The organism is Streptomyces sp. NPDC031466 (assembly GCF_055581265.1).
Genome location: NZ_JBVIJT010000007.1, coordinates 328,124 through 352,025 on the forward strand (window position 1 = coordinate 328,124; position 23,902 = coordinate 352,025).

Consider the following 23,902-nt stretch of genomic DNA (forward strand, 5'->3'; position numbering starts at 1 on the left):
GGGTGGGGTCCTCAGCTCTTCGACTGGAGCGTGTCGGCGTCGATCTGGTCGTCGAGTTTCTTCAGCCCCTCGCGCAGGTCGGGGACGCGCCCGGCCTCGGCGGAGTAGGCGAAGTCCATCAGCGAGACCACGTACGCGCCGCCGTTGGTGGAGGGCGGCAGGGCCTTGCTGTGCTTGTTCCGCAGGATCTCGAAGAAGGCCCGGAAGGTCGGGTCGGCGTCCAGGCGCGGCGATTTCAGCGCGGCGTACGTGGAGGGCACGTTGTGGATGGCGTTGGCGAAGTCCACGACCTGGTCCGTGTCCGTGGTCAGGAACTTCACCAGCTCCCACGCGGCGTTCTGGTGCTTGCTGCTGTGCGCGATGCCGGCGACGGTGCCGGTGATGAAGCCGCGCCCGTAGGTGTCCGCCTGGTCGTCGGGCACGGGCAGCGGCGCGACGCCCCAGTCGAAGTCCGCCTTGGCGTCCTTGAGCATGAGCCCGCGCCACTCGCCGTCCAGGTGCATGGCGATCTTCTGCGTCAGGAAGGCGTTCTGGCTGGACATCTCGTCGCCGAAGGTGAGCCGGAACTTCTCCAGGTCGTCGAAGCCGCCCTGCGCGTCGGCGAGTTGGCGGGCGGTCTTCAGGAACTTGTACGTCGCCGGCTCCTCGGCCAGCCGTGACGTGCCGTCCTCGGCGAAGTACGTGGGCCCCCACTGCGCGAAGAGGCGGTCCGGACTGTTCTGGTACAGGCGGAAGTTGGGCATGAACCCGACCTGCTGGTACGAGTCCTTGCCGCTGCGCACCGTGAGCTTCCTGGCGACCCGCTCGAACTCGGACATGGTGCGCGGCGGCCGCTCGACGCCGGCCTTCTTGAAGGCGTCCTTGTTGTAGTACATGCCGAAGGCGTCGGCGAGCAGCGGCAGGGCGCACTGGTTGCCCTCGTAGCCGGTGTAGTCGAGCAGCGTCTTCGGGAAGACCTTCTTCTTGTCCACGCCGCTCTTCTTCAAGAACGGGTCGAGGTCGACCCACATCCCCGAGTCGCAGTACTGCCCGACGTTGTTGGTGGTGAACGACGACACGACGTCGGGGGCCTTGTCGCCGCCCGCGCGCAGGGCCTGGTTGACGGTGGCGTCGGAGACGTTGCCCGTGGCGCGCACCTTGATGTTCGGGTGCAGCTCCTCGAACCGCTCGATGCTCTCGTTGACCGCCTTGACCTCGCCGGGTGTCGCCCAGCCGTGCCAGAACGTCAGCGTGACCGGCTCGGTCGGGTCGTCGTGGGCGCTGCCGACGCTCGGGTTGGCGCAGCCGGCGAGCAACAGACCGGCTGCGGCGAGCGCCGCGGACGCGCGGGTGGTCATGCGCCATCGCGGCATGGCGGACTTCCTTTGCGGAGGGGAAGGGGAGGTGTGGTCCGTACGGGGGTGGGGCTCAGGCCGTGTCGAAGACCTGGTCGCGGGCCTGCGTGAGGGCCGAGCGGAGCGCGCCGGTGAGGATCGGGTCGCCGGCCAGCTCGCTGACGCGGATCTGGGGGCGGGGCAGGGCGAGCCCGGTCAGCTCCTCCTCGACGAGGACCCGCAGCGTGTCGCCGCCGGCCTGGGCCACCGAGCCGGAGAGCACGACGAGTTCCGGGTCGACCACGGCGACCACCGCCGCGATGCCGGTGGCGATGCGGCGGGCGACCTCGGCGAGGAGGGCGTCGTCGGCGAAGACGTCCGTGAGCGTGGCGCCGGGGCCGGCGAGGCCGCGGACGACCTCGGCGGCGACCAGGCTCTCGAATCCGCCGTCGCCGGCGGGGCCGCCCTTGGCGAGCGGGGCGCCCGGCAGCGGCATGTAGCCGATCTCGCCGGCGCCGCCGGTGGCGCCGCGCAGCAGGGTGCCGCCGAGCACGATGGCCGCGCCGACGCCTTCGTCCAGCCAGGTCAGGACGTAGTTGTCGTGGTCCTGGGCGGCGCCTTCGTACTGCTCGGCGACGGCGGCCAGATTGACGTCGTTCTCGATGGCCACGGGGGTGCCGAGCACCGCGGCGAGGTCGTCGCGCAGGGTGCGGGAGTGCCAGCCGGGCAGGTGCGGGGCGTAGCGCAGCTGGCCGGTCTGCGGGTCGATGGCGCCGGGGGTGCCGATCACCGCGGCCCGCAGGTCCTCGTGGCGCAGGCCCGCCTCGCGCAGCGCGCCGTCGACGGCCTCGGTGACGAGCTGGGCGGTGCGGTGGCGGACGTCCTCGGCGACGGCTTCGGCCTCCACGCGTTCGGTGCCGAGGACGGTGCCGGTGATGTCGGCGACCTGTGCGGTGATGCCGGTCGGGTCGGCGGACAGGGCGGCGACGTGCCCGGCGGTGGGGTCGATCTCGTACAGCAGCGCGTTGGGTCCCGGGCGGCCGCTGAGGCTGCCGGTGGTGTGGACGAGCCCGGCGGTTTCGAGGCGGCCGAGGAGCTGGGAGGTGGTCGGCTTGGACAGGCCCGTCAGCTCGCCGATGCGGGTGCGGGTCAGCGGTCCCTGGGCCACCAGGAGGTCGAGTACGGCCCGGTCGTTCATCGCGCGCAGGACGCGCGGCGTCCCCGGGGTCCCCGGGGTGCCTGCCGCCATGACGACACCTGCCTTTCGGTGGCCGCTAACTGTTAGGAAAGTTTCCAATTCGTGAGGACCGTAAGGCTGGCGTGAATGGGCCGTCAATAGCGGGCGCCCCCGCGGCAACCAAGTCGTTACCTGCGGGGGTGCTGGGGTGCGTGGAAAGCACCTGGTCAGGGGGCGGCCGCCTCCCCGGCCGGGGACCCTTCCCCGGCCGGCGCCCTTTCCGCCGCCGGGGTCCCTTCCCCTGCCCGGGTGCCCTCCCGTGCCGCCCGCCGCTTCGGACCGGCGGGGCCGACGGCCGGGCGCAGGGCGAATACCAGCACGGCCGCACCGAGGAGGGCGACGAGCATGATCCAGACGGCGCCGACGTGCATGGCGTGCAGGAAGGCCTCGTCGGCGGCGTGCGCGAGCGCCGGCCGGTGGGTCGCGGCGGCGACGTGCCGGGCCTGTTCGGCGGAGACCCGCGCCTGCTCCCGCACCGGCCCGGGCACCGCGCTCAGCGAGGGGGTGATCGCGCGCTGGTAGGCGATCGACATGATCGTGCCGCCGACCGCGATGCCGATCACGCTGCCGGTCTGCCGCACGGTGTTGGTGACGGCCGACCCGGCGCCGGCCCGCTCCAGTGGCAGGGAGCTGATCAGCGCCGCCGATACCGGGCCGATCACCATGCCGATGGCGAGGCCCTGGAGGAACAGCAGGACCTCGATCCACCCCAGCGGGGTGCGCAGCCCGAGGAGCCCGTACGCGCCCATGGTGAGCGCGGCGACGGTCAACGCGGGCGCGGTGACCAGGAGCAGCGACCAGCGGCGCACCAGGCGCGCGCCGACGGTCGCCCCGAGGGTGGCGCCGACCGCGGTGGGCAGACCGGCCAGGCCCGCCTCCATCGGCGTGTAGCCACGGGCGCCCTGCAAGTAGAACGCGTGGTAGAAGGTGACGGCGGTCATGGCGAACAGCAGCAGGCCGAGCGCCGCGTTGCCCCCGCCGAAGGCCCGGCGCGCGAGCAGCCGGGGATCGAAGCTGGGCGCCTCGACGCGCAGTTCGACGCGTACGAAAACGGTCAGCAGGACCACTCCGAGGGCGATCGGCGCCCAGACGTCCGCATGTCCCCAGGCGGCCACCTGCCCCGCCCGGATCAACCCATAGGCCAGCGCCGAGAGTCCGCTGATCGACAGCAGCATTCCGGCCGGGTCGAGGGGGCGCCGGGTGGGGCTGCGGAAATTCGGCACCAGCAGGGCGATCCCGGCGAGCGCGAGGACGACGACCGGGACATTGACGAGAAAGACCGAACCCCACCAGAAGTGGTCCAGGAGCACCCCCGCCAACACCGGTCCCGCGGCCATTCCGACCCCGGTGGCCGCCGAGGAGACGGCGATGGCGGTGGTCCGCGCGGGACCGGTGAAGGTCCACATCAGGATGGCGAGGTTGGCGGGCATGATCAGCGCGCTGCCCACGCCCATCGCGGCCCGGGCGGCGACCAACTGCCCCGCGTCGCCCGCGTACGCCGCCCACACCGAGGACCCGGCGAACACGACGAGGCCGCCGACCAGCACGGTCCGATGGCCGAAACGGTCGCCCAGCGCGCCCGCGGTGAACATCAAGGTGGCGAAGGCCAGGGTGTACGAGCCGGTGGCCCATTGCAGCGCGGCCGGTCCGGCGTCCAGCCCGCGGACCGGGTCCGCCAGCGTCTCCAGGGCCGTGCTCAGGATGGTGTTGTCCAGCCAGATCAGCAGTGAGCACAGCATGAGAACGGCGAGAATCAATTGCTGCCTGAATTTCGGCAAGGCGGGGGAAGCGGTCATGAATGTCCTCGGGAGTGCTCGGCGGAAACCTGATGCGAGGGGACCGTAAGCAATTTCGCGACCCCTGTCAATTGAATCTCCGAGGGCAGAAAATGCCCTCTTTCGCAAGGGCGGAAAGGACGGCAAGGGCATATCGAATGCACCCTGTCAATTCCCGTCGATAGGGAATCGCGTTTCATGGGAAACACAAAATGGGGGCGCCCGGAGATTTCTCCGGGCGCCCCCATCGACGCGGGGACAGGCGGGTTACTTCGCGAGGTTCGGCGGCGGGGTGATCGGCGCGGTCGCCAGGGACTGGGGCGAGGTCGTCGAGGCGTACGCGGAGGGGGCGGCGACGCCCGCCGCCGGGTCCGCGCCCGGCTCCTCGGCGGGCTGGGCGGGCAGCCCGCCGACGATGCGGATGCCCGCCTCGTCGAAGGCCCGCTTGATGCGCCAGCGCAGCTCCCGCTCGACACCCAGGGACTGGCCCGGCATCGTCTTCGCCGCGACGCGCACCACCATGGAGTCCAGGAGCACACTGTCCAGGCCGAGGATCTCCACCGGGCCCCACAGGCGCTCGTTCCACGGCTCGTCCTTCGCGATGGCCTCGCCGACCTCGGCCAGGGTCGCCCGCACCTTGTCCAGGTCCTCGTCCGAACGGACCGTCACGTCGACGCCCGCCGTGGACCAGCCCTGGGAGAGGTTCCCGATGCGCTTGACCTCGCCGTTGCGCACGTACCAGATCTCGCCGTTCTCGCCGCGCAGCTTGGTGACGCGCAGGCCGACCTCGATGACCTCGCCGGAGGCGACGCCCGCGTCGATCGAGTCGCCGACGCCGTACTGGTCCTCCAGGATCATGAAGACGCCGGAGAGGAAGTCCGTGACGAGATTGCGGGCACCGAAACCGATCGCGACGCCCGCCACACCCGCCGAGGCGAGCAGCGGCGCGAGGTTGATCTCGAAGGCGCCGAGGATCATCAGGGCCGCGGTGCCGAGGATCAGGAACGACGCCACCGAGCGGAGCACGGACCCGATGGCCTGCGAGCGCTGGCGGCGCCGCTCCACGTTCACCAGGAGCCCGCCGAGCGCCGTGCCGTCGACGGCGTTCGCCGTGCGGTTCATGCGGTCTATGAGCTTGGTGATGGCACGCCGGACGAGGATGCGCAGGACGACCGCTATCGCGATGATCAGCACGATCCGCAGACCGATGCCGAGCCATGTGGACCAGTTCTGCTCGACCCAGCTCGCCGCGTTCCCCGCGCTCTCCTGGGCGTCCTCGAACGAGGGGGGCTTCGGCGTCGGGGACGGGGTGTCGTCCGGGTCCGCTCCGGCTGCCGACAGGACGGACAAGAGCACGGCAGGTACCTCCAGGTATCGCGGCCTGCCCGGCGGAGAAGATGTCATCGACGTGGGACCGGGGGGACCGGGCAGACCCACCACACTAACGGGGCATTGTGTGGGGATCGTCGTCATGTTCGAGGGAGAGACGGTGCTCACCTGGGCAGGAACCAGGTGGCGTGCCGGTGCGGCGCCCCTGTGGTCGAAAACACTTCGAGCCCGTTACCGGTACATGGTGGCGCCGCTACCAGGCATGAGGGGAGACTGACAGCCGGATCGTCCCGGCGCGAGCCACGCGCCGCCGGCGTACAAGGAGGCATCCGTGCCGCATGTCCTGGTCCTCAACGCGTCGTACGAGCCGCTCGGCGTCGTACCGCTCCGCCGCGCGCTCGTCCTCGTCCTGGAGAACAAGGCTCTCTGCCTCGAGGAGTCCGGCGCCTTCATGCACAGCGAGAAGCGCACCGTCCCCGCACCCAGCGTGGTCCGCCTCAAGCGGTTCGTCCGGGTCCCCTACCGGGGGCCCGTCCCGCTGACCAGGCGGGCGCTGTTCGCCCGCGACGGCGGTCGGTGCATGTACTGCGGTGGCGTCGCAACCAGCGTCGACCACGTCATTCCCAAGAGCCGGGGCGGCCGCCACGCCTGGGACAACGTGGTGGCGTCCTGCCGCCGCTGCAACCACGTCAAGGCCGACCGGCACCTCATGGAACTGGGCTGGCGGCTGCGGCACAAGCCCGCGCCGCCCTCGGGGCTCGCCTGGCGCATCATCGGGACCGGACACCGCGATCCGCGCTGGCTGCCGTACCTGCAGCCGTTCGGCGCGGACGACGCGCTGGCCCGGATCGACGGCATTTCCGCCTAGCCGACGACTCGGGCCCTACTCGTACGCGAGTTTGTGCGCGGCGGGGAGGGGGGTGTGCGCGGCCGTCACCGCCCGACGGCGACCGCGTACGCCTCCACCGACCAGAGGGAGTAGCCGAAGCGCGTGGCCCGCTTGTCGCCCTGGATGCGCAGGTGGCGCGTCCCGGGCGCGTCCAGGCGGACCACCTCGCGCCCGCCCCCGCCGTCCCGCACGGTCGCCGCCGTGTGCCACGTCCTGCCGTCGGCCGACGTCTGCACCCGGTACCGGGCGGCGTGCGCGTCCTGCCAGCGCAGCACGACCCGGCCCAGCCGGACCGGCTCCGCGAACTCCACCTGCCACCACGCGTCGTCCTCCGCCGGCGAGGACCAGCGCGTCGACGGATCGCCGTCGGCGGCGGCCGACGCCGGGAAGTCCTTCGTCTCGTCGCCCGACGACGAGGCCTTCGCGCCGCGCACCAGATCCGGGCCCGCCGTGCGCGGACAGGCGCGGACGGACAGCGTGCGCCGCTCGCCGCCGAACACGACGGGGATCTCGTACGTCCCCGAACGCGTGCCCGCGCGGACGGTGATGTCGAGCGGCACCTCGACGTCCGTGCCGCGCGGCAGAGTCGTCGACCCCGGCACCCGCACCTCGATCCCGTCCGGCGCCGTCACCCGCAGCCGCCCGCGCAGGTCACCGGGGCGCAGCGAGCGCAGCGTGGCCGTGACCCGCCGCGGCGCGCCGCCGATCTCCGCGTCGGTCTCGGGGCGGGCCGGGGTGAAGGAGAGGGCGGGGGAGTCGGCGTACCAGGGGACGAGGTGGCGGACCGTCTCCTCGGCCTCGGCCCCGGTGACCCGGACGGCGTCGGCGCGCAGGCCCTTCTCGGCGCTCCCGCGCGCCTTCCCGCCGAGGCGCAGCTCCGTGAAGCCGCTGCGCGTCAGGGCGCCCACGCGCCGCCAGCCCCCGCCGGGCTCCCGCACCTCGACGTCGCCCTTCGCGCCGGGGTCGGTGAGGACGGTGACCGCCGTGAGCGTGCGGGTGCGGCCGAAGCGGGCCCGCGTGCCGTCCGGGGCCCGCCCGGAGTCGGTCCCCGCCCACGCCGCGTACGCCTTGTGGGCCCGCGCTAGGAACGGGTCGAGGACGCCCTCGCCGACGGTGGCGGCGCTCGCCCGCAGCTCCTTGCGCAGTGCCGCCAGTTCGCGGGCCGAGCGCCAGGCGGCGGCGCCGTCGCCGAGCGACTGGGCGCGCAGCATGTCGACGGCGGCCTCACCGGCCTCGCCGTACCGGCCGAGCTGGTCGATCCAGGGGCGCACCTCGCCGGCGAGCGCGGTGCCGGCCAGCCGCCGCGGCGCCTGGCGCATCACACCGAACGCCTCCCGCAGCCGCCGCGCGGCCCGGTCGACCGCGGCCCGGTCCGCTCTCGCGCGGGCGCGCCACAGGCCGTCGATCAGGGGCCGTAGGTACGCCGACTCGCGGGCGCCGAGCACGGACGAGGCGTCGTTGCCCGCGAGGGCCCGCAGCGCGCTCCGCGCCGACGCGTCGCCGCCCGCCAGGTCGTCGATCGCGGCGAGCCACGACGCGTGCGGGCGGTAGTTGCGCGGGTTCCAGGCGTAGTCGGCGGCCGTGAAGAGCGGAATGCGGGAGGCGGCGGGCTGCTCCATGGCGTTGCCGAGGAGGGCGGCCGAGCCGGTGGCGACGGCGGGCTGGCGGCCGGTGTAGGGGCCGAGGAAGACGCGGTCCTGCGCGAAGTCGTTGACGGGGTAGTTGTCCATCGTCACCAGCGGGTGCGGGCCGAACGCCGCGTGCGCGCCCGCGAGTTCGCGGCCGGTGATGGTCTTGGGGACCACGCCCACACCCGTCCAGGCCACCTCGGTCCGGCGGTCCAGGCCGGCCGAGAGGGCCGCGCGGTAGGCGGTCGTGCCGTCCTGGAAGTACTCGGTCGGCATCACGGAGAGCGGATCGGCCCCCGGGTGGCGGGCGGCCAGGTGCGCGGCGACCGCGTCGGCCACCCGGGCCTGCGCCTTCGCGGCGGCCTTCGGGCCCGTGCCGAACGTCCCGGCGTCCCGCTCGCAGTGCCACTCGCTGTAGCTGACGTCCTGGAACTGGAGCTGGACGGCGCGCACGCCCAGCGCCCACATCGCGTCGATCTTGCGGTTGAGGTCCTTGATGTCCTTGTCGGAGGACATGCACATCGCCTGGCCGGGGGAGACGGCCCAGGCGAGCGTCACGTGGTTGGCCCTCGCGCGCGCCGCGAGGGACCGGAAGTCGGCGCGCTGGTCGGCCGGGTAGGGCTCGCGCCAGCGGGCCTGGCGGTAGAGGTCGTCGCCGGGGGCGTAGAGGTAGCGGTTCTGCTTGGTGCGGCCCATGAAGTCGAGCTGGGCCAGCCGCTGGGCGCGCGTCCAGGGGGTGCCGTAGAACCCCTCGGTCAGGCCCCGCACGGCGGTGCCCGGCCAGTCGCGGATCACGACGCCCGGCAGGGTGCGGGCCCCTTTGCCGCCGCCGGTGAGCTGGCGCAGGGACTGCGCGGCGTGGAAGAGGCCGTCCTCGCCGGCTCCCGCGAGGGCGACGGTGTTCCGGCCGTCGACGCGGCCGACGGCCAGGCGGTAGCCGCCCAATGGCAGGTCGCCTCGGTCGCCCGCGCCGAGGGCGCGCAGGGCGCGGTCCGCGGCGGGGCCTCCGGCGCGGACGACGAGGGTCCCACCGGCCGGCAGCGGGTCGCCGTCGCGCACCTCGGTGACGCGGCGGGCGCCGGCGTCCCGCAGGAGGTCGCGCAGGGCGTCCAGGGCGTACGGATCGGCGTCCTCGCCGCTGTCCGCGGTCACCAGGGCGACGTCGTCTCCTACGGTGACGGCGCCCTTGCGGGGGCTCATCACGTGGGGGCGGGGCCAGACGGACGGCTGCTCGGCCCCCGCCCCGTCCCCGCTGCCGCCGTCGCCGCCCGCAGCCGCGCCGCTGGGCGCGGCGGGCGGCACCGGGTCCGCGAGGGCGCAGGGCGCACCGCCGAGCACACTCGCGACGACGGCGACCGCGACGACGACCGCGCCCTTCCTGCGCCGCACCTGCACGCACTCTCCTGTTCTGGGCGGGACCGGTGGGGCCCCTGATGTGACGTACGGCAATGAGCCCATCACTGAGGTGGCGGGGGTGTCAACGGCAGAGGGGAAGAGCGGGGTGATTCTTCGCGGAACCTGCGTGGATGCGGGGGGCGGGGCGCCTGTACGGGTGTCTGCGGGGACGCTTGTGCGGGTGGCTGGGCGGGGGTCTGTACGAGGGTCTGCGTGGACGTCTGTACGAGCGTCTGGCCGGCGCCTGTGTCGACACCCGGGCGGGTGCCTGCTCGGACGCCTGTGCGAACGCCTCCCCGGCACCTGCGTAGACGCCTGTCCCGGCGCCTGCGTGGCCGCCTCTACGGACGCCTGTCCCGGCACCTGCGCGGGCCCGGGGCCGGGTTCGGGGCCCGGGGCCGGGTTCGGGTTCGGGGCTCGGCGAGGCGGGGGCCGTGGGGCGTCGGGGTGCTGGACGTCTTCCCGGGGTGGGGGAGCCCGGAGGCCTGTTCTTGCGGGGCGAGCAGGGCCCGGAGGGACAACTTGCGTTCGGGCGAACCGATTGTGACCAGGGTCACGTTGGTGCACGCTAGAGGTCTGCGGCCCGGCGCAGTGGGTAGGGCTGCCGTGACCCGCCCCCTGACAAGGAGCCCCCACGTGGCCGCATCCGCCAATCTTCTCCTCTCCGCCCTCTCCAAACAGGTGCCCGCCGTCCGTCGGCCCGGCCCCGTCCCCCTCCAGGTCTCGCGACCCGCCCCGCTCCAGGTCTCCGGCCCCGACTCGGGCCTCGACGGCTCCTGCTCCTGCGGCTGCCTGGAACCGCCCCTGACCAGCGAACCCCCGCTCGCCGACGCCGCGCCCCTGACGAGTGAACCGCCCCTCGCCGACGCCGCGCCGCTCACCAGCGAGCCCACCGCCACCGGCATGGCCGCCGGCCTGGACTCCATGGGGGTCTGATGACCCTTTCCCGGCTGGCGGCCGCGTACGGGGTCGCCACCTCCTACTCCCCGGCCCCGGGGCGCACCGTCCCGGCCTCCGAGGCCGCCGTCGTCGCGGCCCTCGCCGCGCTGGACGTCGACGCGAGCACCCCCGAGGCGATCCGCGCCGCCCTCGCCGCGCGCGAGGCCCACCTGGCCGAACGCCTGCTGCCCCCGACGGTCGTCGCCTGGACGGACGCCCCCCTCCCCACCGCCCCGCCCCTCGCGGGCCTGCCGCGGGGGACGCGGGTACGGGTGGAACTGGAATCCGGCGCCACCTACGAGTGGCAGACCCCGCAGACCCCACAGGCTCCGTCTGCCCCTGCCGTTCCTGGGAGCGGCGGGAAGACCGAGCCGGGACCCGGGCCCACGCCACCGCCGGGCGCGCACACGCTCCTCGTACGCACCCCGGACGGCCGAACCGCGAGGGCCCACCTCATCGCCGCCCCCCGCCGGATCAAGACCCCGGCCGCCCGCGCCCACGGCCTCCTCGTCCAGCTGTACTCCCTGCTGTCCCACCGCTCCTGGGGCATGGGCGACCTCGGCGACCTGGCCGAGCTGACCGCCTGGTCCGGCCGCGACCTGGCCGCCGGCTTCGTCCAGGTGAACCCGCTGCACGCCGCCGTGCCGAACCCTCCCGGCGGCCCCGGCAGCGACCCCTCCCCGTACCGCCCCTCCTCCCGCCGCTTCCCCGACCCCGTGCACCTGCGGATCGAGGCCGTCCCCGAGTTCGCCCATCTGCCGGACGACGCCCGCGACCGCGTCGAAGCGCTGCGCCGCGAGGCGGACCGGCTGCGCGAAGGAGTCCTGCGCGACGGCGAGTTGATCGACCGGGACGCGGTCTGGGCCCTCAAGGGCGAAGCGCTCGAACTGCTCCACGAGGTACCCCTCGGCCCCGGCCGCCGCGCCGCCTACAGCGCCTTCCTCGCCGAACAGGGCTCCGCCCTGGAGGACCACGCGACCTGGTGTGCCCTGGCCGAGATCCACGGCCCCGACTGGCACGCGTGGCCCGCCCCCCTGCGCGACCCGTCCTCGCCGGAGAGCGCCCGCGCACGGCGCGAGCTGATGGCCCGCGTCGACTTCCACTGCCGCCTCGCCTGGCTGTCCGAGGACCAACTGGCCACCGCCCAGCGCTCCGCCCGCGAGGCGGGCATGGGCATCGGCCTGGTGCACGATCTCGCCGTCGGCGTGCACCCCGCGGGCGCCGACGCGTGGGCCCAGCAGGACCACTTCGCGCCGCACATGAGCGTCGGGGCCCCGCCGGACGCGTTCAACGCCCGTGGCCAGGACTGGGGCCTGCCGCCCTGGCGCCCGGACCGGCTCGCCGCGTCCGGTTACGCCCCCTACCGCGACCTCGTGCGCGGACTGCTCCGGCACGCGGGCGCCCTGCGCATCGACCACGTCATGGGGCTGTTCCGCCTCTGGTGGGTCCCCGAGGGCCGCGACCCCACCGAGGGCACCTACGTCCATTACGACGCCGAGGCGATGCTCGCCGTCCTCGCCCTGGAGGCGCACCGCGCGGACGCCCTCGTCATCGGCGAGGACCTCGGCACCGTCGAACCCGGCGTGCGCGAGACGCTGCGCGAACACGGCGTGCTCGGCACGTCGGTGCTGTGGTTCGAGCGGGACTGGGCGGGCACGGGCCGCCCGCTGCCCGCCGCCGAGTGGCGCGCCGACTGCGTGGCCACCGTCACCACGCATGACCTGCCGCCGACCGCCGCCCGCCTCACCGGCGAGCACGTGCGGCTCCGCCACGACCTCGGCCTGCTGACCCGCCCCCTGGCCGAGGAGGAGTCCGAGGCCGCCGCCGACGTGCGCGAGTGGCTGGGCCTGCTCTCCCGGCTCGGCATGCTGCCCGGCGGCATGGGCAGCGAGGAGGACGAGGTCCGCGCGTTGCACCGTTTCCTGCTCGCCACGCCGGCCCGCATGCTCGGCGTCTGGCTGCCCGACGCCGTCGGCGACCGCCGGCCGCAGAACCTGCCGGGCACCTGGGACCAGTACCCCAACTGGCGGCTGCCGATCGCCGACGCGACCGGACGCCCCGTCACCCTGGAGGACCTCGCCGCCTCCCCGCGCCTGCACGCCCTGATGGCGCTCTTCCGGGGGCCCGGGCAGGAGAGCGACACGTTCCGTACGGCACCCCCGGGCGCGCACCCCGTTTAGGAGTTCGCTACGTTTGCACCGTGGACAAGAAGAACGCTCTGCGCGCCGGCGCCCTGGCCTCCGGCACGACGCTGATGATGCTGCTCATGTCGTCCCCCGCGCTCGCGCTCACGCGCGACGACGGCGACGACCCGGCCCCCCGCCTGAGCGTCGTCGAAACGCTCGGCCTCTACGTCGCGGCGCCCCTGGTGCTGTTCCTGGTCATCGCGGGCCTCGTGATGGTCGGCGACAAGTCCCGCAAGCAGCAGAAGCGGGTCTGACACCCCCGCCCTTCCACCAGACAGGCCAGGCCGAGGGCCCGGTTCAGCGCCGTCCCGCGTACCTGCGTACGCGGGACGTACGTACGTACGCGTGCGGATGACGCGGCGCTGACCCGGGCCTTTGACATGCCTTCAGAAGCGCAATCGTTCACTTCACCTTAAAGGAAATCCCGAAAAGTTTCGATGGACGTGATGAGTCGACGGGTGCGACGGTGGGGCCGAACCTGACCGAGACGCCCCGCGACGCCGGGGAGAGAGGCAGAGGGATACCCCGTGGCCGTCCTCGACCGGACCCCCGCACCATCCGCGCCCACCCCCGAAGCGATCGCTCCCGCCGCGGCGGACGGCGGGCCGAAGGCCCGGTCGGACGGCACGCGCCCCCTCGGGGTCGGGCTCGCCCTCGCGGCGCTCGCCACGGTCGTCTGGTCGGGCAGCTTCGTCACCTCCCGCGCCCTGCACGACCTCGTCCCACCCGTCCAGCACGCCTTCTGGCGCTGGCTCATCGCGATCGCCGCCGTCGCGCCCTTCGCGGCCGGGCAGACCTGGCGACAGCGGAACCTGCTCCGCCGGCACCTGCGGTTCCTGCTCCTCGCCGCCCTGCTGGGCGTCACCGTCTACAACACCCTGGTGAACCAGGCGGCCATGACGACCGGCGCCGGCAACATGGGCATGATCATGGCCGCCTCGCCCGTCCTCATGGCCGTGTACGAGCGGATCGGCGGCGCCCGGCTCGGCGCGCGCCGCGTGACGGGCATGCTCGTCGCCTGCGCCGGCGTGCTGCTCCTGGTCGGCGGCGGCTCCCTCGCCATGGGCCTCACGGCCGGCGACCTGTGGATCATCGCGGCCGCGCTCTCCTTCGGTTCCTACAGCGCCCTGCTCAAGCGCAAGCCCGCCGAGATCGGCCAACTGCCCTTCCTCTTCGCGACGTTCGTCCTCGGCGCGCTGATGCTGCTGCCCGCGTACGCCGTCAGCTACGCCGTGCAGGGCGGCTTCGAGCCGGCCGCCGGCACGGTCGCCCCGCTGCTGTACGTCGGCGTGGTGTCGTCGGCGGTCGCCTTCTTCGCCTGGAACAAGGCCATCTCCCTCATCGGGGCGGCCCGCGCGGGCGTCGTCTACTACCTCCAGCCGGTCTGCGTGGCCCTGCTCTCCTTCGCGCTCCTCGGCGAGGCGATGGGGTGGCTCCAGGTGCTGTGCATGGGGCTGATCCTCGGCGGGGTCGTGCTCGGCGCGGCCCGCGCGAGGTAGGGGAGCGGCCCGTGGGAGCGGGTGTTCCGGCCGGTCGGTACGTTGGCCCCATGAGCGAGTGGGACATCAAGAAACTGCAGATCCTGCGGACGTTGAGTGAGCGGGGCACCGTCACGGCGGCGGCGCGGGTGCTGCGGATGACGCCGTCGGCGGTGTCCCAGCAGCTGTCCAACCTCGCCAAACAGCTCGGCGTACCGCTCCTGGAGGCCCACGGCCGCCGCGTACGGCTCACCGACGCGGCCCACCTCGTACTGCGGCACGCCGAGGCGGTCTTCGCCCAACTGGAGCAGGCCGACGCCGAGTTGGCCGCGTACGCGCAGGGCGAGGCGGGGGAGGTGCGGGTCGGGGCCTTCTCCACCGCCGTGCCCGCGCTCGTCGTACCGGCGGTGCGGGCGCTGCGGGTGGCGGCGCCCGGCATCTCCGTACGGGTACGGGAGACCGAGGCCGCGGAGGCGTACGAGCTTCTCGCCGCCGGCGAGGTCGACGTGGCCCTGTCCCTCGCGGTACAGGCACCGGCCTCACCCGACGCGGACCCCCGCTTCACCCGCGAGTCCCTCGTCGCCGACCCCCTGGACCTGGCCCTGCCCGGCGACCACCCGCTGGCGGCCGCCGCCGGCCTACGGCTGGCGGACCTGGCCACGGAACCGTGGATCTTCGGCGGCAGCGGCCCCTGGTCGGAGATCACCCGAGCGGCGTGCGAAGGCGCCGGTTTCACCCCGGAACAGGCGCATTCGGCGTCCGGCTGGACGGCGATCCTCGCAATGGTGGAGGCGGGGATGGGCGTGGCGCTGGTCCCGCGGATGGCGGCGGTGCGGCGGGACGGGGTCGTCATGCGGGAGCTCGCGGTGGACCGGCCTCGGCGGCATGTGGTGGCCGCGGTGCGGAGGGGGGCCGCCGGTGGGGCGGCCGTCTCTCGGGTCCTGTGTGCGTTGCGTGCGGTGGTGCCTGGGCGGTTTGCCCTGGGGTGAGGGAGCCGGCCCCTGCGGGGGGCTCGGCGCTTCCGGGGTGGCCGTACCGCCGCCTGCCTCGCGGCTCGGCGCCGAGGGGGAGCCCCTCGCGGCAGTGCCCCCCTGTCCCGCGCTGCGCGCGGACGTCTCCCACCCGCCCACCCGTGGCTCGGCGTCGAGAGGTGGGCGTGTGGCCTCTGCGGGCCGGTGTGCCTGTGCCCTGTCCCGCGCTGCGCGCGGACGTCTGCCACCCACCCGCCCGCAGAGCCGCCTCGAAAGGTGGGCGTGTGGCCTCTGCGGGCCGGTGTGCCTGTGCCCTGTCCCGCGCTGCGCGCGGACATTTCCCACCCGCCCACCCGTGGCTCGGCGTCGAGAGGTGGGCGTGTGGCCTGTGCGGGGCGGCGCCTCAGCTGGTCGGCCGGTGCGGTGCCCGGTGATGCGGGGTAACGGGTGGGTGGGTGGGAGAGGGACCGCCGCGAAGCGGCGGATCCGGGTGAGCGGCCCGCAGCCGAAGCCGATGAGCACCCCCCCCCCGGACACCCGAACACCGTCCACCCGCCAGGCAGACCCCAGTCACCCACGCCCCGTCAGGGGGACCCCCGCCGGCCCGAGCGGCAGGCCGGCAGGTCCCCCGCCCGGTCAGAGGGCCCCGTCGGCGTCCCGTGCCCGAAGCGCCCGCTCCACCCCCGCCCGGGACTCCGTGATCAGGCGGCGCAGGGCCGCCGAGGGGTTCGCCGTGGTGAGCCAGGCGTCCGTGGCGTCCAGGGTGGCGCGGGAGACCTGGAGTGAGGGGTAGAGGCCGACGGCGATCTGCTGGGCCATCTCGTGGGAGCGGGAGTCCCACGCCTCCTTGACCGCGCCGAAGAACTTCTCCGCGTAGGGGGCGAGGAGTTCGCGCTGGTCGGTCTGGACGAAGCCGCCGATCACCGCTTCCTGGATGGCGTTGGGCAGGGAGTCGGACTCCACGACGGAGGCCCACGCCGCGGCCTTGGCCTCGGGCGTCGGCAGGGCCGCCCGCGCGGACGCCGCGTGCCGCTCGCCCGCGGCGGTCTTGTCGCGCTCCAGTTCCGCCCCGATCCCCGCCTCGTCGAGGCGGCCGGTCGCCGCGAGCCGCCCCACGAACGCCCAGCGCAGTTCCGTGTCCACGGCCAGGCCGTCCAGGGACTCCGTGCCGTCGAGCAGCCGCTCCAGGAGCGAGAGTTCGGCGTCCGTGCGGGCGGTCGCCGCGAAGGCCCGCGCCCACGCCAGCTGGTGGTCGCTGCCCGGCTCGGCCGCGCGCAGGTGCGTCAGGGTCGCCTCGGTCCAGCGGGTCAGCGCCTCCTCGCGGCGGGCCGGCGCCGCGTACAGGTCGAGCGCCAGCTTCACCTGGCGGTGCAGCGACTGCACGACGCCGATGTCGGACTCCTTGCCGATGCCGGAGAGGACCAGGGAGAGGTAGTCCCGCGTCGGGAGTTCCGCGTCGCGCGTCATGTCCCAGGCGGAGGCCCAGCACAGGGCGCGCGGCAGCGACGCCTCGAAGTCGCCGATGTGCTCGGTGACGAACGCCAGGGACTCGGCGTCCAGGCGGACCTTCGCGTAGGAGAGGTCGTCGTCGTTGAGCAGGATGACCGCCGGGCGGTGCTTGCCCACCAGCGCGTCGACCGCCGTCAGTTCACCGTCGACGTCCAGTTCCACGCGGTCGGTGCGGACCAGCTTGCCGGACGCCTCGTCCAGGTCGTAGAGGCCGATCGCGATCCGGTGCGGGCGCAGGGTCGGCTCGCCCTTCGCCCCGGCGGGCAGCGCCGGCGCCTCCTGCTTGACGGCGAAGGACGTGATGACGCCCCGCGTGTCGACGTCCACGACCGGGCGCAGCACGTTGATGCCGGCCGTCTCCAGCCACTTCTTCGACCACGTCTTCAGGTCGCGCCCGCTGGTCTCCTCCAACGCGCCGAGCAGGTCGGACAGGCGCGTGTTGCCGAACGCGTGCCGCTTGAAGTACGCCTGCACGCCCTGGAAGAACTCGTCCATGCCGACGTACGCGACGAGCTGCTTGAGGACGCTCGCGCCCTTGGCGTACGTGATGCCGTCGAAGTTGACCAGCACGTCGTCCAGGTCGCGGATGTCCGCCATGATCGGGTGCGTGGACGGCAGCTGGTCCTGGCGGTACGCCCACGTCTTCATGGAGTTGGCGAACGTCGTCCACGAGTGCGGCCAGCGCGAGCCCTCCGCGTACGCCTGGCAGGCGATGGACGTGTAGGTCGCGAACGACTCGTTGAGCCAGAGGTCGTTCCACCACTCCATGGTCACCAGGTCGCCGAACCACATGTGGGCCAGCTCGTGGAGGATGGTCTCGGCGCGCACCTCGTACGCCGCGTCCGTCACCTTCGAACGGAACACGTACTGGTCGCGGATGGTGACCGCGCCCGCGTTCTCCATCGCGCCCGCGTTGAACTCCGGCACGAAGAGCTGGTCGTACTTGGCGAACGGGTACGCGAAGTCGAACTTCTCCTGGAACCAGTCGAAGCCCTGCCGCGTCACCTCGAAGATCGCGTCCGCGTCGAGGAATTCGGCGAGCGAGGGCCGGCAGTAGATGCCGAGCGGCACCGACTGGCCGTCCCGGCCCTCGTAGGAGGAGTGCACCGAGTGGTACGGGCCGACGATCAGGGCCGTGATGTACGAGGAGATGCGCGGCGTCGGCTCGAAGCTCCAGATGTCGTCCTTGGGCTCGGGCGTCGGCGAGTTGGAGATGACCGTCCAGCCGCTCGGCGCCTTCACGGTGAACCGGAACGTCGCCTTCAGGTCCGGCTGCTCGAAGCTCGCGAAGACGCGCCGCGCGTCCGGCACCTCGAACTGCGTGTAGAGGTAGGCCTGCTGGTCGACGGGGTCGACGAAGCGGTGCAGGCCCTCGCCGGTGTTGGTGTAGTCGCAGTCGGCGACGACCCGCAGCTCGTTGGGGCCCGCCGCCAGGTGCTTCAGCGCGATGCGCGAGTCGCGGAACACCGCGGCCACGTCCAGCGCGTGCCCGTTCAGGACGGCCTCGTGGACCGCGGGGGCCACCAGGTCGATGAAGGTCTCCGCGCCCGCCTCGGCGGAGTCGAAGCGCACCGTGGTCACGGACCGGAAGGTGCCGCCCTCCTGCGCTCCGGAGAGATCCAGCTCGATCTCGTACGAGTCAACGGTCAGCAGCTTCGCCCGCTGCTGCGCCTCTTCGCGGGTCAGATTGGTGCCGGGCACGCGGTCATCTCCTCGGGTACGACGAGTGGTCGTTCAGACGATGGGTCAGGTCATTCGGGGGGTGCCACTTGTGGTGTTTCCGGCCATCCTTCCATGCGCGTTCGCACGTCCGCGCGGCCCATTGTTCTACCGCCGCCGTGCCGCTACGCTCCGCGCGACCGGCCCGGCCCGGACAGGCCGCCGACCACGGCCCGCGGCCGCCGGGATCGCCGGACCACAGGGGGATGTGGGACATGCTGGGCAGGGAGGGGCCGGGCCGTGCGGGACCGGCCGCGCGTCGGCCATGATCGACGTACTGGTGGCGGGCGCGGGCATCGGCGGGCTCACCGCCGCGCTCAGCCTGCACGCGGAGGGCATCGGCGTACGCGTGGTGGACGCCGCCGACGAACTGCGCCCGGCCGGTGTGGGCATCAACCTGCTGCCGCACGCCGTGCGCGAGCTGACCGACCTGGGCCTCGGCGACGCGCTCGCCGCCACCGCGGTGGCGCCCAGGGCCCTGGTCCACTTCGACCGGCACGGCAACCGCATCTGGGGCGAGCCGCGCGGCCCCGCGCACGGCCGGCCGTGGCCGCAGTACTCCCTCCATCGCGGCGCCCTGCACCACCTCCTGCTCACCGCGGTGCGCGAACGGCTCGGCGAAGGGGCGGTGCGCACCGGCACCGCCTTCGCCCGCCTCGCCGAACGCGAGGGCCCCGCGCTGCGGGTCATCCTGCGGGACGTGGCGCGCGGCCGGGAGCACGCGGTGCGGGCGCGGGTTCTCGTCGGGGCGGACGGCCTGCACTCGACCGTACGGGCCATGCTGCACCCGGGCGAGGGGCCACCCTTGTGGAACGGCATCCGGATGTGGCGCGGCGTCGTCGAGTGGCACCCGGTGCTCGGCGGGCGGACCGTCGTGGTGGCGGGCTGCAACGCCGCCGCCAAACTCGTCGTCTACCCGATCTCGCGGCCGGCCCAGGAGCGGGGCGCGGCGCTGCTCAACTGGGTGGCGGAGGTGCGGTTCCCGCGGGCGCACCGGCACGCGATGGCGGGGCCCGCCGACTGGAACCGCTCGGGGCGGCTCTCGGACGTCCTGCCGCACTACGCGGGGTGGCGCATCGGCGACCTCGACGTGCCCGCGCTGCTCGCCGCGACCCGGCACATCCTGGAGTACCCCATGGTGGACAGGGATCCGCTGGCCCGCTGGGGCCGCGGGCCCGTCACGCTGCTCGGGGACGCGGCGCACCCCATGTACCCGGTGGGCTCCAACGGCGGCTCGCAGGCGATCCTCGACGCCCGCGTCCTCGCCCGCTGCCTCGCGTACGCCTCGCCGGACCGGGAGGCGGGGCTGCGGGCCTACGAGGAGGTGCGCACGGACGCCGTCAACGCGATCGTCCTCGCCCACCGCGACATGCCGGTGGACCGGGTCCTGCAGACGGTCGCGGAGCGGGCGCCGGACGGCTTCGAGCGGGTGGAGGACGTGCTGACCCCGGAGGAGCTGGCGGCACTGGGGGCGGCGTACCGCACCACGACGGGGGCCGGCCCCTGGCCTTGAGCGGTGCGGTGCTTGAGCCTGTACGGTCCTGCTCGGCCCTGTTCGGCTCGGTGGATCACCGGCTTCGCCGGGTTCGTCCTCAAACGCCGGACGGGCTGATACATCGGCCCTCAACGCGACGTCCGGATTCCGCCAGCCGGTGACCCTCCCCCCGCGTCACGCTCGACCCATGACCACCACCTACACCCCGCTGCCCATTCCCCCGGACGCCCTCGCGGAGCTGCGGGTCGTCGACGACGCCGGGCGGCCCTGCGTGTCGTACGTCGACCCGGAGGGCGGCGATCCGTTGCGGTGCTGTCTGCGGCCGGTCGCCCCCGGCGAGCGCGTCGCGCTCGTGTCGTACGCGCCGTTGCGGCGCTGGGCCGCCGGGCGTGGGGTGGACCCCGGGGCCTACGACGAGCAGGGGCCCGTCTTCCTCCACGCCGAGCCCTGCGAGGGGCCCGCCCGGGAGCGTACGGAGTACCCGTTCTCCCGGGTCGGGGCCCTGCGGACGGTCCGCCGGTACAGCGCGCGGGGCCACATCGTGGGCGGACGGCTGCTGGAGATCCCCGAGGAGGGGACGCGGGGGTTCGACGCCGCGTTCGAGGAGGCCTTCGCCGACCCGGAGGTCGCCCTGGTGCACGTACGCGCCGTGGAGTACGGCTGCTTCCACTTCGAGGTGCGCAGAGAGGAGCACGGGGCGGGCGGCGGCACGGGACGTGCGGAGGTCTGACGCCGGGGCGGCAAGACCTCGCCGGTTCACGCCGGCGGCCCCGCCGCCTCCGCCAGCGTCCGCGCGAACTCCCTGACCCGGCCCGTCTCCCCGTCCCGGTGCCACACCATCCCGAGCACCGAGTCCGGCAGGCCCTCGACCGGCACGAAGGCGACGTCCCTGCGGCCGTGGTACTCCGCCGTGGGACGGCACAGCAGCATCGCGCCCCGGTCCGCCGCCACGAGCGTCAACCCTTCCTGGAGCGTGCGGACCTCGGGCGCGGGGACGTCCGAGGGGGCGTGCGCCGTGCGCCAGTACGCGGGCGCCGGCGCCGCCGCCACGATCAGCGGGGTGTCCTTCAGCTCCGCCGCGCTCAGCACGTCCCGCCCCGCGAACGCGTGCCGCACCGAGACGGCGACGGTCTGCCGCTCACCGGCGAGGACCGGGCCGAGGACCAGATCGGGTTCGGCGACCGGCAGCAGGACGATCGCCGCGTCCACCTCACCGCGGCGCACCGCCCCGAACGGGTCGGCGAAGGGGATCTCCACGATCTCCGTCACGCAGCCGGGGTGCCGTTCCTGGAAGCCGGTGATCGCCCCCGTCAGGCGGGCGTCCGCCGTCCCCTGGAAGCCGATCCGCAGCGTGCCCTCGACGCCCCGCGCCGCCACCCTCGCCCGTTCGACGGACGCGGTCAACTCGTCGTAGGAGGGACGCAGTTCGGCGAGGAACCGCTCGCCGAGCGGGGTCAGACCGACCCGGCGGCTCGTGCGCTCCACGAGCCGGGCGCCGATCCTGCGCTCCAGGGCGGCGAGCAGCTGGCTGACGCGGCTCTGCGAGACGTACAGCCGCTCGCCGGTCCGCCCGAAGTGCAGCTCCTCGGCGAGCACGAGGAAGCATTCGAGCTCCCGGATTTCCAGCCCGTTCACGTCCGCGCCCCCCTGTGTGCCCCGCACTCGCCCAGGATCGATGAGTCTGGCTCATACAAGGATGAGGTCGTCGGCGTTGTTCCCCGCCCCGCCGCGCCACAGGGTGGATGCCATGTTCCAGAGCACTCGAATCCCCGCGCGCGGCGGCGCGTCGCCCCGGTCGGCCGGGTTCCTCGCCGTCCTCGCCGTCGCCACCGCCACCTTCTCCGTCGTCACCACGGAGATGCTCCCCGTCGGCCTCCTCACCTCCGTCGGCGCGGGGCTCGGCGTCTCGGACGGCACCGCCGGCCTCACCGTCACCCTGCCCGGCCTCGTCGCGGCGCTCGCCGCCCTGCTGCTGCCCGTCGCCGTGCGGCGCGCGGACCGGCGGGCGGTGCTGTGCGCGCTGATGGCGCTGCTCGCCGGCGCCAACCTCCTCTCCGCGCTCGCCCCGGGCTTCGGGGTCCTGCTCGCCGCGCGCGTCCTGGTGGGCGTCTGCATCGGCGGCGTGTGGGCCGTCGCGGCGGGGCTCGGCGTCAGGCTGGTGCGCGAGGAGGCGGCCGCCGGGCGGGCCACCGCGGTGATCTTCAGCGGGATCGCCGTGGCGTCCGTGCTCGGCGTCCCCGCGGGCACGCTCCTCGGTGAACTGGCCGGCTGGCGCTGGGGCTTCGCGGCCCTCGCCGCGCTCGCCCTGGCCGTCACCGCGCTGCTCGCCGCGGTCCTGCCGCCGCTGCCCGCCGACGCGGGCGTCCGGCTCGGCGCCTTCGCGCGGCTGCTGCGCCGCGGGCCGCTGCGGGCCGGACTGCTCGCCGTGACGCTCCTGGTCACCGGCCACTTCGCCGCGTACACCTACGTACGGCCCGTCCTGGAGCGGGTGCCGGGCATCGGCGCGGGCTCGATCAGCGGGCTGCTCCTCGGCTACGGGACGGCCGGCGTCGTCGGCACCTTCGCGGCCGGCGCCGTCGCGGCCCGCGACCCGCGCAGGGCGCTGCTCGCCGTCTGCGCGGGCCTCGGCGCGGTGGTGCTCCTGCTCGTCCCCGCGGGCGGCTCGCCCGCCGCGTCGGCGGCGCTGCTGGTGGCGTGGGGCCTGGCGTACGGCGGGGTGTCGGTCTCGGCCCAGAACTGGGTGATGGCGGCGGCCCCGCACGCCCGCGAGGCGGCCTCCGCGCTCTTCGCCGGGGTGTTCAACATGGCGATCGCGCTCGGCGCGTTCGCCGGCGGCCGGGTCGCGGACAGCCGCGGGGCCGGTGACGTGCTGTGGCTGGGCGGCGGCCTGGCCGGGCTCGCGCTGGTGGCCGTGGCGTGCGCGAAAGGGGCGGCCACCCGCGAAGGGTGACCGCCCCTGCCGGGCCGGGGGCCGGATCAGCCCTTGAGCTCGGCCGCGACCAGCTCCGCGATCTGCACGGCGTTCAGCGCCGCGCCCTTGCGGAGGTTGTCGTCGGAGATGAAGAACGCGAGGCCGTTCTCGACGGTCTCGTCCTTGCGGACGCGGCCCACGAACGAGTCGTCCTTGCCGGCGGCGACCAGCGGCGTCGGCACGTCGGTGACGACGACGCCCTCGGCCTGCGAGAGCAGCTCGGTGGCGCGCTCGGGGCTCAGCGGACGGGCGAAGCGGGCGTTGACCTGGAGGGAGTGGCCCGTGAAGACGGGCACGCGCACGCACGTGCCGGAGACCTTCAGCTCCGGGATCTCCAGGATCTTGCGGGATTCGTTGCGCAGCTTCTGCTCCTCGTCGGTCTCGTTCAGACCGTCGTCGACGATGGAGCCCGCCATCGGCAGGACGTTGTACGCGATGGGCGCGACGTACTTGTCCGGCTCGGGGAAGTCGACCGCCGAGCCGTCGTGCGTGAGCTTCGGGGCGTCCTCGCCGACCTTCTTGATCTGCTCGAACAGCTCGTCCACCCCGGCGAGACCGGAGCCGGACACCGCCTGGTAGGTGGCGACGACCAGCGCTTCGAGGCCCGCCTCGGCGTGCAGCGGCTTGAGGACGGGCATGGCGGCCATCGTCGTGCAGTTCGGGTTGGCGATGATGCCCTTGGGGCGGTTCGCCACCGCGTGCGGGTTGACCTCGGAGACGACGAGGGGGACCTCGGGGTCCATGCGCCAGGCGGAGGAGTTGTCGATCACGACGGCGCCCTGCGAGGCGACCTTCTCGGCGAGGGCCTTGGAGGTGGCGCCGCCGGCGGAGAACAGCACGATGTCCAGGCCGGTGTAGTCGGCGGTGGAGGCGTCCTCGACGGTCACGCCGTCCACGACCGTGCCGGCGCTGCGGGCCGAGGCGAACAGGCGCAGCTCGTCGACGGGGAACCCGCGCTCCACGAGGATCTTGCGCATGACCTTGCCGACCTGACCGGTGGCTCCGACGATTCCGACCTTCACAGGGACTTCCTCCGTATGTGCGTGCGGCCTCGTGAACTCGGCCGGT

Annotated in this window: 17 protein-coding genes; 9 read left to right on the plus strand and 8 right to left on the minus strand. The window is 73.9% G+C overall.

Going from position 1 to position 23,902, the window contains the following annotated elements; all coding sequences use genetic code 11:
* Positions 1 to 11 precede the first annotated feature (11 nt).
* The 4 genes from ACZ5GP_RS19445 to ACZ5GP_RS19460 all read right to left on the minus strand — a co-directional run bounded on the left by ACZ5GP_RS19445 (position 12) and on the right by ACZ5GP_RS19460 (position 5,729).
* On the minus strand, positions 12 to 1,352 hold the full coding sequence (locus ACZ5GP_RS19445; RefSeq protein ID WP_468752012.1) for an ABC transporter substrate-binding protein: 1,341 nt from the start codon (positions 1,350 to 1,352) through the stop codon (positions 12 to 14).
* Positions 1,353 to 1,407: 55 nt separating this feature from the next.
* Entirely contained in the window at positions 1,408 to 2,562 is a 1,155-nt protein-coding gene (locus tag ACZ5GP_RS19450) for an ROK family transcriptional regulator (protein ID WP_468752013.1), read from the minus strand.
* A 155-nt stretch (positions 2,563 to 2,717) separates the two neighbouring features.
* Positions 2,718 to 4,346, minus strand: a complete 1,629-nt coding sequence (locus ACZ5GP_RS19455; protein WP_468752014.1) for an MFS transporter — start codon at positions 4,344 to 4,346, stop codon at positions 2,718 to 2,720.
* A gap of 246 nt (positions 4,347 to 4,592) precedes the next feature.
* The gene (locus tag ACZ5GP_RS19460; RefSeq protein ID WP_468752015.1) at positions 4,593 to 5,729 is read right to left on the minus strand and encodes a mechanosensitive ion channel family protein; all 1,137 of its coding nucleotides are present in this window, start codon (positions 5,727 to 5,729) and stop codon (positions 4,593 to 4,595) included.
* Positions 5,730 to 5,985: 256 nt separating this feature from the next.
* On the opposite strand from ACZ5GP_RS19460, the gene ACZ5GP_RS19465 reads away from it, so the two are divergent.
* On the plus strand, positions 5,986 to 6,522 hold the full coding sequence (locus ACZ5GP_RS19465; protein WP_358589312.1) for an HNH endonuclease: 537 nt from the start codon (positions 5,986 to 5,988) through the stop codon (positions 6,520 to 6,522).
* 65 nt (positions 6,523 to 6,587) lie between these two features.
* Here ACZ5GP_RS19465 and ACZ5GP_RS19470 read toward each other — a convergent pair whose 3' ends face one another.
* The gene (locus tag ACZ5GP_RS19470) at positions 6,588 to 9,566 is read right to left on the minus strand and encodes a beta-N-acetylglucosaminidase domain-containing protein (protein WP_468752016.1); all 2,979 of its coding nucleotides are present in this window, start codon (positions 9,564 to 9,566) and stop codon (positions 6,588 to 6,590) included.
* Between the two features lie 636 nt (positions 9,567 to 10,202).
* Between ACZ5GP_RS19470 and ACZ5GP_RS19475 the strand changes: the two genes are divergently transcribed.
* From ACZ5GP_RS19475 to ACZ5GP_RS19495, 5 genes are all read left to right on the plus strand, one after another.
* On the plus strand, positions 10,203 to 10,502 hold the full coding sequence (locus ACZ5GP_RS19475; RefSeq protein ID WP_468752017.1) for a hypothetical protein: 300 nt from the start codon (positions 10,203 to 10,205) through the stop codon (positions 10,500 to 10,502).
* Positions 10,502 to 12,685 carry a 4-alpha-glucanotransferase gene (gene malQ / locus ACZ5GP_RS19480; RefSeq protein WP_468752018.1) on the plus strand — a complete coding sequence of 728 codons (2,184 nt, stop codon included), beginning with the start codon at positions 10,502 to 10,504 and terminating at the stop codon, positions 12,683 to 12,685. Before ACZ5GP_RS19475 ends, malQ begins: the two co-directional genes overlap by 1 nt.
* A gap of 20 nt (positions 12,686 to 12,705) precedes the next feature.
* Complete coding sequence (locus ACZ5GP_RS19485; protein ID WP_468752019.1) at positions 12,706 to 12,945, plus strand: hypothetical protein; 240 nt, start codon at positions 12,706 to 12,708, stop codon at positions 12,943 to 12,945.
* 273 nt (positions 12,946 to 13,218) lie between these two features.
* The gene (locus tag ACZ5GP_RS19490) at positions 13,219 to 14,190 is read left to right on the plus strand and encodes a DMT family transporter (protein ID WP_468752020.1); all 972 of its coding nucleotides are present in this window, start codon (positions 13,219 to 13,221) and stop codon (positions 14,188 to 14,190) included.
* 50 nt (positions 14,191 to 14,240) lie between these two features.
* Positions 14,241 to 15,158 (plus strand): LysR family transcriptional regulator, encoded by a 918-nt coding sequence (locus ACZ5GP_RS19495; RefSeq protein WP_468752021.1) that lies wholly within the window; start codon positions 14,241 to 14,243, stop codon positions 15,156 to 15,158.
* Between the two features lie 618 nt (positions 15,159 to 15,776).
* On the opposite strand, the gene pepN is transcribed toward ACZ5GP_RS19495, so the two are convergent.
* On the minus strand, positions 15,777 to 18,350 hold the full coding sequence (gene pepN / locus ACZ5GP_RS19500; protein WP_468752022.1) for an aminopeptidase N: 2,574 nt from the start codon (positions 18,348 to 18,350) through the stop codon (positions 15,777 to 15,779).
* Positions 18,351 to 18,633: 283 nt separating this feature from the next.
* On the opposite strand from pepN, the gene ACZ5GP_RS19505 reads away from it, so the two are divergent.
* Positions 18,634 to 19,881, plus strand: a complete 1,248-nt coding sequence (locus ACZ5GP_RS19505; protein ID WP_468752023.1) for a flavin-dependent oxidoreductase — start codon at positions 18,634 to 18,636, stop codon at positions 19,879 to 19,881.
* A gap of 169 nt (positions 19,882 to 20,050) precedes the next feature.
* Positions 20,051 to 20,593, plus strand: coding sequence for a DUF1203 domain-containing protein (locus ACZ5GP_RS19510; RefSeq protein WP_468752024.1), 543 nt, complete (start codon positions 20,051 to 20,053; stop codon positions 20,591 to 20,593).
* Between the two features lie 26 nt (positions 20,594 to 20,619).
* On the opposite strand, the gene ACZ5GP_RS19515 is transcribed toward ACZ5GP_RS19510, so the two are convergent.
* Positions 20,620 to 21,498: a LysR family transcriptional regulator gene (locus tag ACZ5GP_RS19515; protein ID WP_468752025.1), complete on the minus strand. Its 879-nt coding sequence runs from the start codon at positions 21,496 to 21,498 to the stop codon at positions 20,620 to 20,622.
* Between the two features lie 112 nt (positions 21,499 to 21,610).
* Here ACZ5GP_RS19515 and ACZ5GP_RS19520 point away from each other — a divergent pair, with 112 nt between their 5' ends.
* Positions 21,611 to 22,813, plus strand: coding sequence for an MFS transporter (locus ACZ5GP_RS19520; RefSeq protein ID WP_468752026.1), 1,203 nt, complete (start codon positions 21,611 to 21,613; stop codon positions 22,811 to 22,813).
* Between the two features lie 26 nt (positions 22,814 to 22,839).
* Here the strand turns inward: ACZ5GP_RS19520 and ACZ5GP_RS19525 are convergent, their stop codons facing one another.
* The gene (locus ACZ5GP_RS19525; RefSeq protein WP_468752027.1) at positions 22,840 to 23,856 is read right to left on the minus strand and encodes an aspartate-semialdehyde dehydrogenase; all 1,017 of its coding nucleotides are present in this window, start codon (positions 23,854 to 23,856) and stop codon (positions 22,840 to 22,842) included.
* Positions 23,857 to 23,902 lie beyond the last annotated feature (46 nt).